We start from the raw sequence: 16,029 nt of genomic DNA on the forward strand, positions 1-16,029 counted from the left end.
CAGGATCGAGTTCTTGGCGACGATGCCGAGCAGCATCAGCAGCCCGATGAACACCGGCATCGAGATCGGATTGCCGGTCGCCCACAGCGCGATCAGCCCGCCGAGCGGCGCAAGCAGCAGCGAGCCCATGTTGACGAACGGCGGCAGCGCGCGGCGATAGAGCAGCACCAGCACCGCGAACACCAGGAAGGTGCCGGCGATCACCGCCATGATGAAGTTGTTGACCATCTCGGCCTGCCACTTGGCCTGGCCGAGCGTCAGCTTGTTCACGCCCATCGGCAGGTTCTTCATCGTCGGCAGCGCGTCGATCTGCTTCTGCGCGACGCCCGAGACGATCCCGGGTGCGAGATCGGCGCCGATCGACAGCTGACGCTGCTGATTGACGCGGTCGATCTTGGTCGGCCCGGACCCGAGCCCGATTTCTGCGACCAGGCTGAGCGGCACCGAGCCGCCGTTGGAGGTCGACACGGGCAGGTTCTGGATCGTCGACAGCTGCGACCGAGCGCCCTGATCGAGCGCGACGCGGATCGGAATCTGGCGATCGCTGAGCGAGAAGCGCGCGCTGTTCTGGTCGATATCGCCGAGCGTCGCGATCCGGATCGCGCTCGACAATGCCTGGGTGGTCACGCCGAGGTTGGCGGCGAGATCGAGCCGTGGCCGGATCACGATCTCCGGCCGCTGGAGATTGCCCGCGATCCGCGGCGCCACCAGCGTCGGCAACGTCGCCATCTCGGCAACGATCTTCTCCGCGGTCGCCTGGAGCAGCTTGGGATCGTCGCCGCCCAGCGTCACGGTCATGTCGCGACTGCTGCCGCCCCAGCCGTTCTGCGACCGGAAGGACACTCGCGCATCCGCGAAGTCGGCGAGCTTCGGCGCGAGCGCGCGTTCGAATTCGGTGCTGGTGACCTTCCGCCCGTCCTTCAGCGTCGCGGTGACCCGCCCGCTGTTGACCGCGCCGTTCTGCCCCGTTCGCGCATAGACCGACTCGACGTCGGGCTGACCGCGCAGCAGTTCGGCGACGCGGGTGACGACGACGTCGGTCTGCTGCAGGGTCGTGCCCGGCACCATCTCGATCATCGCGGTGGAGGTGTCGTTGTCCTGCTGCGGCTGGAACTGCATCGGGATCACCCCGAACATCACGATCGTCAGCAGGAACGCGAACGCGCCGAGCCCCATCACCCACATGCGGTGATCGCGGAAGCGCGCGGTCATCCGCTTGAACCGGCTGCCACTCGCCTTCGCCGCGCGCGCCAGACGGGAGTCGAGCGTCCAGTGGAGCGTCGCCACATAGGCGTCCATGATCGGCCCTTCGCCGTGGCTCGCGACACCGAACGACTTGAGGAAATACGCCGCGAGCATCGGGGTGATCAGTCGCGCGACCGCGAGGCTCATCAGCACCGACGCGACCACGGTCAGCCCGAAATTCTTGAAGAACTGCCCCGACACGCCCGGCATCAGCCCGACCGGCAGGAACACCGCGACGATCGCCATCGTCGTCGCCAGCACCGCGAGGCCGATCTCGTCGGCGGCGTCGATCGATGCCTGATAGGCGGATTTGCCCATCCGCATGTGCCGCACGATGTTTTCGATCTCGACGATCGCGTCGTCGACCAGCACGCCCGCAACCAGGCTGAGCGCGAGCAGCGTCATTTGGTTCAGGTTGAAGCCGAGCAGGTCCATGAACCAGAAGGCGGGGATCGCCGACAGCGGGATCGCCAGCGCGGAAATCACCGTCGCCCGCCAGTCGCGCAGGAACAGGAACACGACGATGACCGCGAGCACCGCTCCCTCGAGCATCGCGTGCATCGCGCTCTCATACTGCATCTCGGTATATTTGACGCTGTTCTGGCGCAGCACGAAGCGGACGCCGGGGTTGCGCTTCTCGAGCTGCGCGAGTTGCTTCACCGCCTCGTTGAACACGGTCACGTCGGACGCGCCCTTCGCGCGCTGGAAGTCGAAGGAGATCGCCTGGCGGCCGTCCACCGCGGCGCGGCTGCGTTGCTCGGCGTAGAGATCGCGGACCTGCGCGATGTCGGCGAGGCGCACGGTGCGGCCACCGCCGACGTTGATCTGGGTCTGGCCGAGCTCCAGCGCGTCCTTGGCATTGCCGAGCACGCGGACCGATTGTTCGGAGCCGGCGATCTCGGCGCGGCCGCCCGCGGCGTTGAGGTTGACCTGCCGGAGCTGCTGGTTGACCTGGCTCGCGGTCAGCCCCTGGCTCTGGAGCTTGAGCGGATCCAGGATGATGCGGATCTCGCGGCTGACGCCGCCGTTGCGCTGCACCGCCGCCATGCCGGGCACCGACAACAGCGCCTTCGCGACGTTGTTGTCGATATACCAGCTGAGCTGTTCCACCGTCATGTCGTCGGCGACCGCCGAATAGCTCGCCAGATCCTGGTCGGTGGTGTTGGCGCGGAACACCTGCGGCTCGAGGATCCCCTCGGGCAGGTCGCTGCGGATCTGCGAGATCGCGTCGCGAACGTCGGTCACCGCGCGATCGATCGGGGTGCCGATCGCGAGCTGGACGACGGTCTGCGACGATCCTTCGGTGATCGTCGAGCTGATCTCGTCAATGCCCTGGAGCGATCGTACCGCCGCCTCGACCCGCTGCGTGACCTGGGTCTCGAGCTCGGTCGGCGCCGCGCCGGGCTGGTTGATCACGACGATCGCGACGGGGAAATCGATGTCCGGATCGTTGTTGACGTCCATCCGCATGAACGAAACGATCCCGGCCAGCGTCAGCGCGATGAACAGAACCAGCGGCGGAACCGGATTGCGGATCGCCCAGGCCGAGATGTTGCGGAAGTTCATCGGATCAGCTCGCCTTCTTCACGATCGGCTTCACCTTCTGGCCCGGCGCCAGGAACCCGCCCGCCGATTGGACGACTCGCTCGGTGCCGTCGAGCCCGCCCAGCACGACCACGCCCGCATCGGAAACCTGACCGATGCGGATGTCGCGCCGCACGACCTTGTCGTCGGCACCGACGATATACACGAAATTGCCCTTGTCGTCGCTCTGCAACGCCGAATCCGGCAGCAGCGGCGCGACGCTGGCACCCGCGACGATCGTCGCCGCCGCGAAACCGCCCGGCCGCAGCGCCGGATCATATTTCAACGCGATCCGCGCCACGCCCTGTCGGCTCTGCGCATCGATCACCGGCGAGACCTGCCAGACCTCGCCGGGGAAGCTCTGCGTCGTCCCCACCGGCGTGACGCTGGCGCGTGCACCCGGCCGCAAACCCGCGAGATCGGCTTCCGCCAGCGCAGCGCGAAGCTCGATCTGCCCATCGGCGGCCATGCGGAACAGCACGCCCGATCCCGAACCGACAATCTGCCCCGGCTCGACGCCGCGGGTCAGCACCAGCCCGGCCGACGGAGCGCGGATATCGAGCCGGCCGTTTCGCGCCTGCGCCTCGCGCAGAGTCGCCTGGGCGACCTTGACCCTTGCCGCCGCCGCGTCGCGGGTGGCGGCCTTGCGCTGCAGATCGGCCTTGGAGATGAAGCCGCGATCGACCAGCGCCTGGGCGCGATCGAGCTCGGATTGCGCGATCGACTGGTCCGATCGCGCGACCGAGACCTGCGCACCCAGCGACTCGGCGGTCTGCACCTGGACCGAGCGGTCGACGGTGGCGAGCACCTGACCCGCCGCGACCCACTGGCCCGGTTCGACCAGCACGCGCGTGATCATCCCGCCCTCGCCAGCGACACCGACCGGCAGCTCGCGACGCGCCGCCAGCGTACCGGTCGCGGAGAGTACGCGGTCCACGGTCTTGCGACCCGGCACGACGACGGTGACGTTCGGCGCTTCCGCGGCGCGCGGCGGCGGGGCGGGCTTGCTCCGCCCGAACATCGACCACCCGATCGCCGCTGCGACGAGCGCGATGACGAGGATGATGGCGATGATCTTACCGCGTCCCGACCGGGCCTCGTCCGGCGCCGGCAGGGCAAGGCGCTCGTCATGGCCGATCTGTCCGGTGTCGTAATTCATGCCACTCTCATCCCCGCAGCGATACTCGGCCAAAGCCGGTTCGACACTGTGTTACCTGAATAGATCACCACGCTCAAGCCCCCCGGCCGGCGCATCATTGTGCCATGCGCGTTTTCGCGCTCGGTCGCAAGCAAACCAGCAATATTGCAGCAGTAAAACTCCGTTCAGCTTGCGTTGACGCGGGCTGCGGCAGGTCGCAGGCAACATGGAACGATCAGGGAGAATGACGATGCGAGCGACGACGAAGATAACGGCGGCATCGCTACTTGCGTTGGTCACGTTACCGGTAACGGCGAACGCGCAGTCCACGCAGACCGTAGAACCGATGATCCCGGCAGCGGGGACGGTTCTCGACGTGACCGCCGAGGGGCGCACCACGCGGGTGCCCGACGTCGCGACGATCCGCGCCGGCGTGGTCGCGCAGGGGGCAACCGCGGCCGCGGCACTGGGCGACAATGCGTCGCGCATGGAAAAGGTGCTGGCCGCCCTGCGTCGCGCCGGCATCGCGCCGCGCGATGTCGCAACCGCCACCGTCGCGCTGTCGCCGCAATATCGCTACGCAGAAAACGTGCCGCCGGTGATCACCGGCTACCAGGCGACAAACGGGGTGACGATCCGCTTCCGCGATGTCGGCAAGGCGGGCACCATCCTCGACGCGTTGGTCGCGCAGGGGGCCAACCAGATCGACGGTCCCGACCTCTCGATCGACAAGGCCGACGTCGCGCTCGACGAGGCGCGCACCGACGCGGTCAAGCGCGCGCGTGCGCGTGCCGACCTATACGCCGCCGCCGCGGGCCTGAAGGTCGGGCGAATCGTGTCGATCGCCGAAGCCGGGCAGAACGACGGCGGGGGCGGTGGGCCGCAGCCGGTGTTCGCGCGCGCTGCGATGGCGGACGCGAAGACGGTGGTGGTGCCGGGCGAGAAGGCGGTCACCGCGACGCTGTCGGTACGGTTCCTGCTGCAATAGGCTGGTCGTCCGTAACTCTTAAATACGAAAAAGGGCCACCCGTTGCCGGGCGGCCCTTTGTTCGTCGTTCGATCGGCTAGTCCGCGATTTAGCGGACGCTGCCGCGACGGACGAGGTTGACGATCGCGAGGAGGATGATGGCACCCACCAGCGACACGAGGAACGAGTAGAGCGTCAGCGGTGCGTTGTTGATCGAACCGCCCGAGAAGATCAGGCTGGCGATGAACGCGCCGACGATGCCGACGATGATGTTGAGGAAGATGCCCTGCTGCCCATCGGTCCGCATGATGATGCTGGCGAGCCAGCCGATCACGCCACCGACGATAAGCCACATGATGATACCCATAAATCCCTCCGTTGCACCCGTCCGTCGGGCTGTGGCGAAGAGACTCGCGAACCGCGATAAATGTTCCGTGTGCGTTTCTATCGGGTCCCGTAATGGCTCAATATTTCTGCTGGCGCTCGTACAACGTCTTGTAATGCTGGATGCGCGTCACTCGCAGGCCGGGCATGCCGGAGCGGTCGATCGCCCGCTGCCAGCCGGCGAATTCCTCGACGGTCAGATTGTACCGCGTGCAGACCTCGTCGACCGACAACAGCCCGCCGTTGACGGCAGCAACCACCTCGGCCTTGCGGCGAACCACCCAGCGCGTCGTCGACGGCGGCGGCAGTGTATCCAGAGTCAATTGCTCGCCGAGCGGGCCGATGACCTTGGCGGGACGGATTTTTTGATTTTCGATCATCGTTTAACCTCGATCGGGGCGGGGGGCCCCCTCTCTGAACTTCGTGGGATAGCGGCGGGACTTGAAGATCGACTGAAACGCCGCGGTAAACGGCGGCTTCATTCCTCTCTCCATCTGGTTAGCGCAGCAGCGGTCGAGCCGTTGAAGGCGCCGTGAATGGGCGCGAACAAGCGCGGATCGACCATCATAGTGCCGAACCGAGCCTGGACCTGCGCGGTCGGGCTGGCCGCCTGACGCGCAGCGACCCCGGTGATCAGCGACGCGACGTCGCCAGGAAGCTGGGTGAGCTCCTCTTGCAGATCGAAACGGGGAAAACTCAGGTCCAACGGGCGACACTCGATCTCTTGTTCTTTGCTGCACCCCGTCTAGCCGCGGTGTCGTGAAAGCCGGGTAAAGCCGACCGCAAGGGTTCGTGAACCTTCCCTAATTTTGCGAACCGCGCCGCGAAGGCTTATGTGCGCGGCATGGACGGCATGGATTTCCAGTTCGGCGGCGACGCCAGGGGCAAGCGCATCGTCGTGGCGATGTCGGGCGGGGTCGACAGTTCGGTCGTCGCCGCCCTTGCCGCGCGGACCGGTGCCGAGACGATCGGAGTGACGCTCCAGCTCTACGATCATGGCGAGGCGGTGGGCCGCGCGGGCAGCTGCTGCGCGGGGCGTGACATTCGCGATGCGCGGGCGGTGTGCGACCGGCTCGGCATCGCGCATTATGTGCTGGATCACGAGACCAGCTTCCGTAGCCAGGTAATCGATCGGTTCGCCGACGAATACCTCGCCGGACGCACCCCGATCCCGTGCGTCCAATGCAACATGGGACCGAAATTCACCGATCTGCTGGCGATGGCGCACGATCTCGGCGCCGATTGCCTGGCGACGGGCCATTATGTCCGCCGTGTCGAGGGCCCCGCGGGGGCGGAGCTCCACCGCGGGATCGATCCGGCGCGCGACCAGAGCTATTTCCTGTTCGCCACCACCCAGCCACAACTGGATTTCCTGCGCTTTCCCCTAGGTGGCCTGCCCAAGGCGCGCGTCCGCGAGATCGCGTCCGAGCTGGGCCTGGCGGTAGCAGGGAAGCCCGATAGCCAGGACATCTGCTTCGTTCCCGACGGCGACTATGCCGGGCTGGTCAAGAAGCTCCGCCCCGACGCCGACACCGCGGGCGACATCGTCGCGCTCGACGGCACCCGGCTCGGCGCGCATCGCGGGCTGATCCACTTCACCGTCGGGCAGCGCCGTGGGCTCGAGATCGGCGGCGCGCCCGAACCCTTCTACGTCGTTCGCCTGGAGCCCGAGACGCGCCGTGTCGTCGTCGGCCCCCGCGCGGCACTAGCAGTCGGCGCGGCGACGCTCACCGGGTTGAACTGGCTCGGCGGCGATCACGCCGGCGCGCTGACCGCCAAGGTACGATCGATGGCCAAGCCCGTCGCGGCGCGGTTCGCAGGCGATCGGCTGTGCTTCGATGTGCCCGAATACGGCGTGGCGCCGGGCCAGGCGGCGGTGCTCTATGCCGGCGACCGGGTGCTCGGCGGCGGCTGGATCGCGACCACCGAACCCGCGATGGCAGCGGCGGCTTAGCGCGTCACACCAAGTCAGAGATGAGGTGTCGGCGCGAAAACATCTTCTTCCTGATGATTTCTATGGCAGCAGGAAGCTACCCTCGATCACCGTGACGCAAGCGCCCCCGAGGATCACGCGATCGCCATCGAGCCGGCAGGTCAATCGCCCCCCACGCGCGCTCGCCTGGAACGCGGTGAAGCGGTCGCGCCCGAGCCGGTCGGCCCAGTAAGGCACCATCACCGCGTGCGCGGCACCGGTCACCGGATCCTCGTCGATGCCGAACGCCGGCGTGAACACCCGGCTGACCACGTCGGTGGCGTCCCCCGGCGCAGCGACGATCACCACCGCCATCCCCGCTGCTTTCAGCGCGCGCTGATCGGGTTCAAGCGCGCGGACGGTCGCTTCATCGGCGACGACGATCAGCGCATAGCCCTTGTCGTGCCACAGCGTCGCATCGGCGCGATCAAGCCCGAGCGCCGCGACATAGGCCGGCAGGTCCATCGCGGTCGGCCCCCAGGCGGGCAAGGCCAGCGTGTAGCCGGTATCCGCCCGCGCGACCTCGAGGATCCCCGCCTGCCGCGTCCGGAACCGCACCGTCGTCAGCGTCGTGCCCGATTCGAGCACCACATGCCCGCTCGCCAGCGTCGCATGCCCGCACAGCGCGACCTCGCTCGTCGGGGTGAACCAGCGCAGCTCGAAGTCTGCCTCGACGCCATCGGCGGGAACGATGAACGCGGTCTCGCTGAGGTTGTTCTCCTCCGCGATCCGCTGGAGCACGCTATCGTCCAGCCATGCGGTCAGCGGCATCACCGCGGCGGGATTGCCGCCGAACGGCTCGGCCGAGAACGCATCGACCTGGGTGAAGGGGATCCTCATCGCTTCATCCTTACCAAATAGCCGCTCACAGCCGCTTGCCGAACCAATGCGGCGTGACATCGGCCTCGACCAGCGGATTGTCGGTGTCGACATGACCCTCCGGATCGAGGTGGATCAGCACCTCGACCTTCGGGAAAGCGGTGCGCAGATTGCGTTCGACCGATTCGACGATGTCGTGCGCATTCGCGACGGTCAGCGTTGGCGACACTTCCATATGGAACTGCGCGAAATCATGGCTGCCCGACCGGCGCGTGCGGAAATCGTGGATGCCCTTCAAGCCGGGCTGGCGCGCGGCGACATCGAGGAAGGCGGCGCGCTGCGCGTCGGGCCATTCCTTGTCCATCAACTGATCGATCGCGTTGGACGACGCCTGGAACGCGCCCCAGGCGAGCCACAGCGCGATGGCGATGCCGAGGATCGGGTCGGCGCTGTGCCAGCCGAAGAACCGGTCGAGCACCAGCGCGACGATCACCGAGGCGTTGAGCAGCACGTCCGATTGATAATGGATGTTGTCCGCCATGATCGCGACCGATCCGGTCTGGCGGATGACGCTGCGTTGGTAACGGAGCAGCGCCAGCGTCGCGAGGATCGCCACCACCGACACGCCGATGCCGAAATCCGCGTTGGCCGTCGCCTGGTCGCGACCGAGCGCCGCGATCGCACGCCACGCGATCGCGCCCGCCGACGCGGTGATCAGCGCGACCTGGAACAGCGCGGCGAGCGCCTCCGCCTTGCCGTGGCCGAACCGGTGATCCTGGTCCGCGGGCGTCGCCGCGAGCCGGACGCCGTACAGCGTCACCACCGAGGCGAGCAGGTCGAGCCCGGTATCCGCCACCGACCCGAGCATCGCGATCGATCCGGTCTGCCACGCCGCGATCGCCTTCAACGCCAGCAGGAACGCCGCGACCGCGACGCTCGCCAGTGCGGCGCGGATCGCGAGCGGCACGAAGCGGCGGCGTTCGTCCCTGGTCATGGGTAGAGCAGCCCTTCGCTCCAGCCGTCGCCCTCGCGGGTGAACAGCCGCCGTTCGTGGAGACGATGGGCGCGATCTTGCCAGAATTCGATGCGCTGCGGCACCACGCGGTAGCCGCCCCAATGCGCGGGGCGCGGCACTTCGCCGCCCTCGAACTTGGCGGCCGCCGCGGCGACGCGATCCTCGAACGTCGCGCGCGATGCGAGCGGCCGCGACTGGTCCGACGCCCAGGCGCCCAGCCGCGAATCGCGACCCCGGCTGGCGAAATACGCGTCCGATTCCGCATCCGACGCGATCGTCACCGCGCCCTCGATCCGGATCTGCCGGCGCTGCGTCTTCCAATGGAAGAGCAACGCGGCCTGCGCATTGGCGGCGAGATCGTGCGCCTTGTCGCTCTCGCGGTTGGTGTAGAACACGAAACCGTCGCGGCCATGCCCCTTCAGCAGCACCATGCGCACCGCGGGCCGGCCTGCTCCGTCGGCGGTGGCGAGCGCCATCGCGTTGGGATCATTGGGTTCGCTCGCCTCGGCCTCTGCAAGCCAGGCGTCGAACAGCGCGAAGGGATCGTCGGCCATGGCGGCGCCCATAGCATAAAATCTTGGCGCGCGAAGGCATCGGTGGTCCCCCGCGCGTGCCGCCGCGGAACGACTCTCCGTGCCGGGGATTGAATCGCCCTCGCAACGAAAGGTCACGAAGCCAATGCCCGCACGCGCCTATTGGCAAGGACAGATCCGGCTCGCGCTGGTGTCGATCCCGGTCGAGATCTATTCCGCGACCAAATCCGGCGCGTCGATCTCGTTCAAGCAGATCCACGAACCGACCGGCAAGCCGATCCATTACGAGAAGGTGGTGACCGGCATCGGTCCGATCGACACCGACGAGATCATGAAGGGCTATGAGGTGGAGAAGGGCGAGTTCGTGCTGCTGGAGCAGGACGAGATCGACGCGGTGAAGCTCGAATCGAAGAAGACGCTGGAACTCACCCAATTCGTCGACGCGCACGAGATCGACGTGCTCTATTATGAGAAGCCTTATTTCGTCGTGCCCGCCGACGACCTTGCCGAGGAAGCGTTCATCGTCCTGCGCGAGGCGTTACGGCGGACCAAGAAGGTCGGGCTCGGCCAGCTCGCGCTGCGTGGGCGGGAGTATGTCGTCAGCCTGAAACCGTGCGGCCGCGGCATGGTGCTCGAAACGCTGCGCTACGCCGACGAGGTCAACAAGGCGCAGAGCTATTTCCGCGAGATCCCGGACGACACGCCCGACGCCGATCTGCTCGACCTCGCCGAGGCGCTGATCCAGAAGAAGAGCGCGGCGTTCGATCCGGCCGAGTTCCACGACCGCTATGTCGATGCGCTGAAGGATCTCGTCGAGCGCAAGCGCAAGGCGAAGGGCCGCAAGATCATCGAGGACAAGGAAGGCGAAGGCACCGGGCGATCGGGGTCGAACGTGGTCGACCTGATGGCGGCGCTCAAGAAGTCGATGGAGAAGCCCGGCGCGGCGCCGGCAAAGGCCGCTCCGGCGGCGAAGAAGGCGCCAGCCAAGAAGCCCGCGGCCGCGAAGGCGGAACCCGCCCCCGCCCGCAAGCCCGCGGCGAAGAAGCGGGCCTGAGCCTTACTCCCCTCCCCTTCAGGGGAGGGGGTCGGGGGTGGGCTTCTCCGCGGGGGTGACGTACGAGGAGAGCCCCCCCCCACCCCAACCCCTCCCCTGAAGGGGAGGGGCTTAGACGCGTCGCGAATGGATCAGCCTCCGCGCGTCAGTCACACCCTTGACCCGGCCGCATGCTTTTGATGTTGCGTAGCAGCACGTAACCGTAGAGCGTCGATCCGGGGTTCACACGAAGGGCAAGAGCTGGCGATGGCGACGCAACCCGCGCCTCTGTTCGACGCAGCGACACACGCAGGGCGATGGATCGCGGACTATCGCGCGCGCGCCACCGCAGATGACGTGCTGTGTTCTGGCCCCGCGGCGGCGTGGACCGCGATGTTCGAGGAACTCGCTGCGGTCGCCTCCGACGATCTCGGCCATGCGCGCGAGCGCGTCCAGCGCCACGCCGCGGACATCGGCACCGGATTCCGGATCATCGGCGAGGCGGACGAGCGGCCATGGCCAGTGTCGCCGGTGCCGCTGCTGATCGAATCAGACGAATGGGCCGGCATCGCGCGCGGCGTGATCCAGCGCGCAGAGTTGATGGAGACGGTGATCGCCGATCTCTATGGCGCCGGCAAGCTCGTCGAACGCGGCATGATCCCTGCCGCGCTGGTCACCGGCAGCCCGTCCTTCCTGCGGCCGATGGTCGGTCTCGACCCGCCCGGCGGCAAGCATCTCCACTTTATCGCAGTCGATCTCGGCCGCGGCTCGACCGGCGAATGGCGGGTGCTCGCCGATCACCTCCGCGCGCCTGCGGGGGCGGGCTATGCGCTGGAGAACCGGCTGGCGCTCAGTCGCACGCTGGGCGGGTTGCAGGCTCGGCTCAACGTGCAGCGTCACGCGCCGTTCTTTGCCGCCTTCCGCGCCGGCATCGCAGCCTTTTGCCGCCGTTCGGATCCGCGGATCGGGTTGATGACGCCGGGCCGGTACAGCCCGAGCTACCCCGAACAGGCGCATCTCGCGCGGTATCTCGGTTTCCTGCTGGTCGAGGGTGCCGATCTCGCGGCGCTGGAGGACAATGTCTATGTCCGCACCATCGCCGGGCTGAAGCGGGTCGATGCGTTGTGGCGACGGGTCGACCCGCGGATGATCGATCCGCTGGCGTTCGACACCCATTCGCAGATCGGCGTTCCGGGGCTGATCGACGCGTTCGCCGCGGGCAATGTCGTGCTGTCGAACGCGCCCGGGGTCGGCGTGCTCGAAGCGCCCGCGTTCGGCGCGTTCCTGCCGCAGCTCGCGACCCGGCTACTTGGGGAAAGCCTGCATCTGCCCAACATCGCGACCTGGTGGTGCGGGCAGCCGTCGGAATGCGCGCGGGTGGTCGAGGATCTCGATCGGCTGCTGATCGGCCCCGCCTTCGGTGCTGCGCCGCTCGGGCTCGCCGCCAACCGGATGATCGCCGGCGCCGAGATCACCGGCGCTGCCCGTGCGGCGCTGCTCGCCGACTTGGAACGACGCCCGCAGGATTATGTCGGGCAGGAGATCGTCCGGCTGTCGACGATGCCGGTGGTGCTCGGCGATGCGCTGGTTCCCCGCCCCTTCACGCTGCGGGTCTTCGCCGCGCGCGACGCGGACGGCGCGTGGACGGTGATGCCCGGCGGCTTCGCGCGGATCGGCGAACATGCCGATTCGCGTGCGACGATCATGGGCGAGGGCATCTGGTCGGCCGACGTGTGCATCCATGGCAGCGACGCGGTGGCGCCGGTGTCGCTGCTGCCCGATACGGGGTCGCTCCACATCCGCCGAAATCCGGGCACGCTGCCGAGCCGGGTCGCGGACAATTTCTACTGGCTCGGCCGCTATCTGGAACGCGGCGAAGCGCTGCTCGGCGCAATTCGGGTGATGCTCGGCAATTCGATCGACGTCGACGGCGGCGCCGCGCTGGCGCCGACCACGGTGGGCAAACTGGTGGGCCTGATCACCGGCGCGGGCGCCGCGCCGCACCCCGCGACGCTGCGCCGCGCCGATCTCACCGCCTTCGCGCGCACCGCCATGGAGGACGAAGCGTGGCATTCGGTCGCGACCATCAACCGCCTCGCCCGCGGGATCGGCGACGGGTCGCGCGATCGGCTCTCGGCGGACATGGTGCGGCTGCTGGAAGCACCCTTCCCCACCCACCGCGGCATGCTCGATCGCGCGGGCTCGCTCCAGCGCCGCTATGCCGCGATCGCGGGGTTGTCGGCCGAGCATATGGGGCGGACCGCGGCGTGGCGGTTCCACGATCTCGGCCGCCGGATCGAACGCGCGATTGCGATGGCGCGCGCGGTGCGGCTGTTCGGCATGCCGGGCGCGACCGCGGACGACTTATCGACGCTGCTCGATCTCGCCGACAGCCAGATCAGCTACCGACAGCGTTATCTCACCGGGATCGCGCGGGTGCCGGTGGTCGATCTGGTCGCGCTCGATCCCGGCAACCCCCGCTCGCTCGCCTATCAGACCGAACGCATGGTCGAGCGGATGCGCGAGCTGCCGGTGCTCGCCGACGATGGCATGGCCGAGCCGCAACAGGCGCAGGCTACAGCCCTGGCCGCGATCCTCGCCACCGCCACCGCCGCGACGATCGATGCCGAGGCGCTGGGCGATGTCGAGCGGCGGCTCGGCGGCTTGTCCGAGGCGATCGCGCGGCGCTATTTCCTGCAGGGCGCCGAGCCGCTCCGCGCGGGCGGGCTGACGCTCGCATGATCTACGACATCCACCACGTGACGCGGTTCGACTACGGCGCCAGCGTCAAGTTCGCGCGGTGCAACCTGCGGCTGAAGCCGGTCGACTGGCCGGGCCAGACGCTGGAGGCGTACAGCCTCACCGTCGAACCCGCCGGAAGGACCTCGCCCGCCCGCGCCGAGGCCGGGCTCGCCAACGTCACGCGGCTGGTGGTCGACAGCCCGGTCCGCGCACTGACGATCGCCAGCCGAGCGCGCGTCGTCGTCGATCGCCCGGTGCCGATGCCGAGCCAGGACGATCCGACGCTCGGCGAGATCGCGCTGCTCGCCCGCGCCAGCCGCGATCTGTCCGCCGCCGGCCCCGCCAACTACCTCTTCCCCTCGCCGCTGATCCCGCTCGACCGCGACATCGCCGACTGGTGCGCCGCCGATCTGGCGCCGGAGCGCGGTGCCCTCGAAGCCGGGATCGCGCTCGCGCAGCGGATCCAGCGTGAATTCACCTTCGATTCGGATGCGACGCTGGTGGACACGCCGCCGCACGACGCCTTCGTACAGCGCAAGGGCGTCTGCCAGGATTTCGCGCAGGTGATGATCACCGGCCTGCGCGCCGCCGGACTGCCCGCCGCCTATGCCTCGGGCTATATCCGCACGATCCCGCCACCGGGCGAGGAACGGCTGGTCGGCGCGGACGCGACGCATGCCTGGGTGCTGCTGTGGTGCGGCCCCGTGCACGGCTGGGTCGGGCTCGACCCGACCAACGGCATCTGGATGGCGGGTGACCATATCGTCATGGCGGTGGGCCGCGACTATGCCGAGATCGCGCCGGTCGACGGCGTGGTGCTCGGCTCCGGCGCGCAGCGAATGGACGTCAGCGTCGATGTCGCGCCGCTGTCAGTAAACGCCTAGGGTCCAAACTCAGTCAGAACAGGGATCGTGATCGCCCGTGGAAGACCGCCGACAAGGAGTGCAGCGCAGACGCGTAGCCATAGCTACGCGCAAGCAAGCGACGCCGTTCGGCGGTCTTCCACGGGCGACCGCGCAGCGGCGGGCGGAATTTGGCGCACAGCGGCGTCGCGCGTCGGTCACGATGCAAGAGCATCGCTCCCTCCTTGCTCCTAGCTGTGCGCCAAATTCCGCTCCGTCACGACCCTGTTCTGACTGAGTTCGGACCCACACCAAGATTGCGTCGCGCAGGCCCCTGCCCCACATAGGCGGGTAACACACCGATGGGGAAATGATGGCCGATCCGTATCAGATTTTGGGCGTGGCACGCGGCGCGGCGGATGCCGACATCAAGAAGGCGTATCGCAAACTCGCCAAGGAGCTGCACCCCGATCGCAACAAGGACAATCCCAAGGCTGCCGAGCGTTTCAGCCAGGTCACCAACGCGTACGACCTGCTGAGCGACAAGGACAAGCGCGCGCGGTTCGATCGTGGTGAGATCGACGGCGACGGCAATCCCGCCGCGCCGTTCGGCTATGGCGGCCAGCGGCCGGGTGCCGCGGGCGCGCAACGCGGCGGCTTCAACAGCAGCGGTTTCGAATTCGGCGGCGACAGTGCCGAGATGGGCGACATCTTCGAAGGCCTGTTCGGTGGGCGTGGCGGTGGTGGGGGCGGCGCCGGCGGCGGCGGGTTCACCAGCGGCTTCGGTCGACGGCCTCCAGCCAAGGGCGCAACGATCAACTACACGCTGCAGGTGCCGTTCGTGGACGCCGCGACGCTCAGCCCGCAGCGGGTGACGCTCGGCGACGGCAAGACCATCGACCTGAAGCTTCCCGCCGGGGTCGAGACCGGCACCCAGATGAAGCTCACCGGCAAGGGCGAGCCGGGCCCGGGCGGCGCCGGCGACGCGCTGGTGACGATCGAGGTCCAGCCGCATCGCTACTTCACCCGCGACGGCGACGACGTGCGCGTCGACCTGCCGATCTCGCTGAAGGAAGCCGTGCTCGGCGGATCGGTGCGCGCGCCGACCGTGGACAAGCCGGTTATGCTGACGATCCCCAAGGGCACTACCTCGGGCAAGACGCTGCGGCTGAAGGGCAAGGGCTTCCACAAGAAGGCCGGCGGTCGCGGCGACCAGCTCGTGACGCTGATGATCGACATCCCTGCCGAGGATGAGGCGCTGGCGGCGTTCGCCGACACCTGGGAGGCGAGCGGGAACCCGCGGGCGTCGATGGGCGTCTGAGCCCCTGTGACCGATGTTCCAGCCCTGACGCCTGAAGACCGGGGCAAGCACCACGGTGCCGCGCGTCGCCGCCTCGACCGCCAATTCGCTAAGGTGAAGCCCGGCAGCTACGCGTTCGAGATCATCAAGCGATCCGCGCTCGGGGTCTACAACGACGGCTTCATCCACGCCGGCAACCTCGCCTATCTCGCGCTGATGACGCTGTTCCCGTTCTTCATCACCGCCGCCTGGGTGCTGTCGGTGGTCGGGCAGAGCGCGGAGACGCAGCGGACCGTCGCCTCGTTCCTCCGGGTCCTGCCGCCCGACGTGTCCGAACTGCTGCGCAAACCGCTCAGCGACGTGCTCGCCGCACGCACCGGATCGCTGTTGTGGCTCGGCGGGCTGGTCGGGCTGTGGACGGTCGGCAGCTTCGTCGAGACGATCCGCGACATCTT

The 16,029-nt window shown here is 68.1% G+C and carries 14 protein-coding genes; 7 read left to right on the forward strand and 7 right to left on the reverse strand.

Annotated elements, in window-relative coordinates; all coding sequences use genetic code 11:
* Together ACFE77_RS13900 and ACFE77_RS13905 are read right to left on the reverse strand one after the other, a co-directional pair.
* On the reverse strand, positions 1-2,811 hold a 2,811-nt coding region (locus tag ACFE77_RS13900; protein WP_375422245.1), incomplete at its 3' end, for an efflux RND transporter permease subunit.
* A gap of 4 nt (positions 2,812-2,815) precedes the next feature.
* Positions 2,816-3,988 carry an efflux RND transporter periplasmic adaptor subunit gene (locus ACFE77_RS13905; RefSeq protein ID WP_375422246.1) on the reverse strand — a complete coding sequence of 391 codons (1,173 nt, stop codon included), beginning with the start codon at positions 3,986-3,988 and terminating at the stop codon, positions 2,816-2,818.
* A gap of 223 nt (positions 3,989-4,211) precedes the next feature.
* On the opposite strand from ACFE77_RS13905, the gene ACFE77_RS13910 reads away from it, so the two are divergent.
* Positions 4,212-4,955, forward strand: coding sequence for an SIMPL domain-containing protein (locus ACFE77_RS13910; RefSeq protein WP_375422247.1), 744 nt, complete (start codon positions 4,212-4,214; stop codon positions 4,953-4,955).
* Between the two features lie 88 nt (positions 4,956-5,043).
* Here the strand turns inward: ACFE77_RS13910 and ACFE77_RS13915 are convergent, their stop codons facing one another.
* Entirely contained in the window at positions 5,044-5,301 is a 258-nt protein-coding gene (locus tag ACFE77_RS13915; protein WP_375422248.1) for a GlsB/YeaQ/YmgE family stress response membrane protein, read from the reverse strand.
* A 97-nt stretch (positions 5,302-5,398) separates the two neighbouring features.
* Positions 5,399-5,698, reverse strand: coding sequence for a DUF1153 domain-containing protein (locus ACFE77_RS13920; RefSeq protein WP_375422249.1), 300 nt, complete (start codon positions 5,696-5,698; stop codon positions 5,399-5,401).
* Positions 5,699-6,162: 464 nt separating this feature from the next.
* On the opposite strand from ACFE77_RS13920, the gene mnmA reads away from it, so the two are divergent.
* Entirely contained in the window at positions 6,163-7,272 is a 1,110-nt protein-coding gene (gene mnmA, locus ACFE77_RS13925) for a tRNA 2-thiouridine(34) synthase MnmA (RefSeq protein ID WP_375422250.1), read from the forward strand.
* Between the two features lie 60 nt (positions 7,273-7,332).
* On the opposite strand, the gene ACFE77_RS13930 is transcribed toward mnmA, so the two are convergent.
* From ACFE77_RS13930 to pdxH, 3 genes are read right to left on the reverse strand one after another with little or no spacing between them, the layout of a single operon-like run.
* On the reverse strand, positions 7,333-8,130 hold the full coding sequence (locus tag ACFE77_RS13930; protein ID WP_375422251.1) for a PhzF family phenazine biosynthesis protein: 798 nt from the start codon (positions 8,128-8,130) through the stop codon (positions 7,333-7,335).
* Positions 8,131-8,155: 25 nt separating this feature from the next.
* Entirely contained in the window at positions 8,156-9,103 is a 948-nt protein-coding gene (locus tag ACFE77_RS13935; RefSeq protein WP_375422252.1) for a cation diffusion facilitator family transporter, read from the reverse strand.
* A complete protein-coding gene (gene pdxH, locus ACFE77_RS13940) occupies positions 9,100-9,678 on the reverse strand; it encodes a pyridoxamine 5'-phosphate oxidase (RefSeq protein ID WP_375422253.1) in 579 nt (192 codons plus the stop codon). Before pdxH ends, ACFE77_RS13935 begins: the two co-directional genes overlap by 4 nt.
* Positions 9,679-9,802: 124 nt before the next feature.
* Between pdxH and ACFE77_RS13945 the strand changes: the two genes are divergently transcribed.
* The 5 genes from ACFE77_RS13945 to ACFE77_RS13965 form a co-directional block, all read left to right on the forward strand.
* Positions 9,803-10,711, forward strand: a complete 909-nt coding sequence (locus ACFE77_RS13945) for a Ku protein (RefSeq protein ID WP_375422254.1) — start codon at positions 9,803-9,805, stop codon at positions 10,709-10,711.
* Positions 10,712-10,957: 246 nt separating this feature from the next.
* Positions 10,958-13,432 (forward strand): circularly permuted type 2 ATP-grasp protein, encoded by a 2,475-nt coding sequence (locus ACFE77_RS13950; RefSeq protein WP_375422255.1) that lies wholly within the window; start codon positions 10,958-10,960, stop codon positions 13,430-13,432.
* Positions 13,429-14,316: a transglutaminase N-terminal domain-containing protein gene (locus ACFE77_RS13955; protein WP_375422256.1), complete on the forward strand. Its 888-nt coding sequence runs from the start codon at positions 13,429-13,431 to the stop codon at positions 14,314-14,316. Before ACFE77_RS13950 ends, ACFE77_RS13955 begins: the two co-directional genes overlap by 4 nt.
* Positions 14,317-14,647: 331 nt before the next feature.
* Positions 14,648-15,595, forward strand: a complete 948-nt coding sequence (locus tag ACFE77_RS13960) for a DnaJ C-terminal domain-containing protein (protein WP_375422257.1) — start codon at positions 14,648-14,650, stop codon at positions 15,593-15,595.
* 6 nt (positions 15,596-15,601) lie between these two features.
* Positions 15,602-16,029: YhjD/YihY/BrkB family envelope integrity protein (locus ACFE77_RS13965; protein ID WP_375422258.1), on the forward strand; the 428-nt coding region annotated here is incomplete at its 3' end.

The sequence above is a fragment of the uncultured Sphingomonas sp. genome, from assembly GCF_964243315.1.
In the GTDB taxonomy this organism is placed as follows: Bacteria; Pseudomonadota; Alphaproteobacteria; order Sphingomonadales; family Sphingomonadaceae; genus Sphingomonas.

Bases quoted from the DNA above. Each gene is read 5' to 3' on its own strand.
- ACFE77_RS13905 (WP_375422246.1), bottom strand. From the start codon at position 3,988: ATGAATTACGACACCGGACAGATCGGCCATGACGAGCGCCTTGCCCTG.
- ACFE77_RS13910 (WP_375422247.1), top strand. From the start codon at position 4,212: ATGACGATGCGAGCGACGACGAAGATAACGGCGGCATCGCTACTTGCG.
- ACFE77_RS13915 (WP_375422248.1), bottom strand. From the start codon at position 5,301: ATGGGTATCATCATGTGGCTTATCGTCGGTGGCGTGATCGGCTGGCTC.
- ACFE77_RS13920 (WP_375422249.1), bottom strand. From the start codon at position 5,698: ATGATCGAAAATCAAAAAATCCGTCCCGCCAAGGTCATCGGCCCGCTC.
- mnmA (WP_375422250.1), top strand. From the start codon at position 6,163: ATGGACGGCATGGATTTCCAGTTCGGCGGCGACGCCAGGGGCAAGCGC.
- ACFE77_RS13930 (WP_375422251.1), bottom strand. From the start codon at position 8,130: ATGAGGATCCCCTTCACCCAGGTCGATGCGTTCTCGGCCGAGCCGTTC.
- ACFE77_RS13935 (WP_375422252.1), bottom strand. From the start codon at position 9,103: ATGACCAGGGACGAACGCCGCCGCTTCGTGCCGCTCGCGATCCGCGCC.
- pdxH (WP_375422253.1), bottom strand. From the start codon at position 9,678: ATGGCCGACGATCCCTTCGCGCTGTTCGACGCCTGGCTTGCAGAGGCC.
- ACFE77_RS13945 (WP_375422254.1), top strand. From the start codon at position 9,803: ATGCCCGCACGCGCCTATTGGCAAGGACAGATCCGGCTCGCGCTGGTG.
- ACFE77_RS13950 (WP_375422255.1), top strand. From the start codon at position 10,958: ATGGCGACGCAACCCGCGCCTCTGTTCGACGCAGCGACACACGCAGGG.
- ACFE77_RS13955 (WP_375422256.1), top strand. From the start codon at position 13,429: ATGATCTACGACATCCACCACGTGACGCGGTTCGACTACGGCGCCAGC.
- ACFE77_RS13960 (WP_375422257.1), top strand. From the start codon at position 14,648: ATGGCCGATCCGTATCAGATTTTGGGCGTGGCACGCGGCGCGGCGGAT.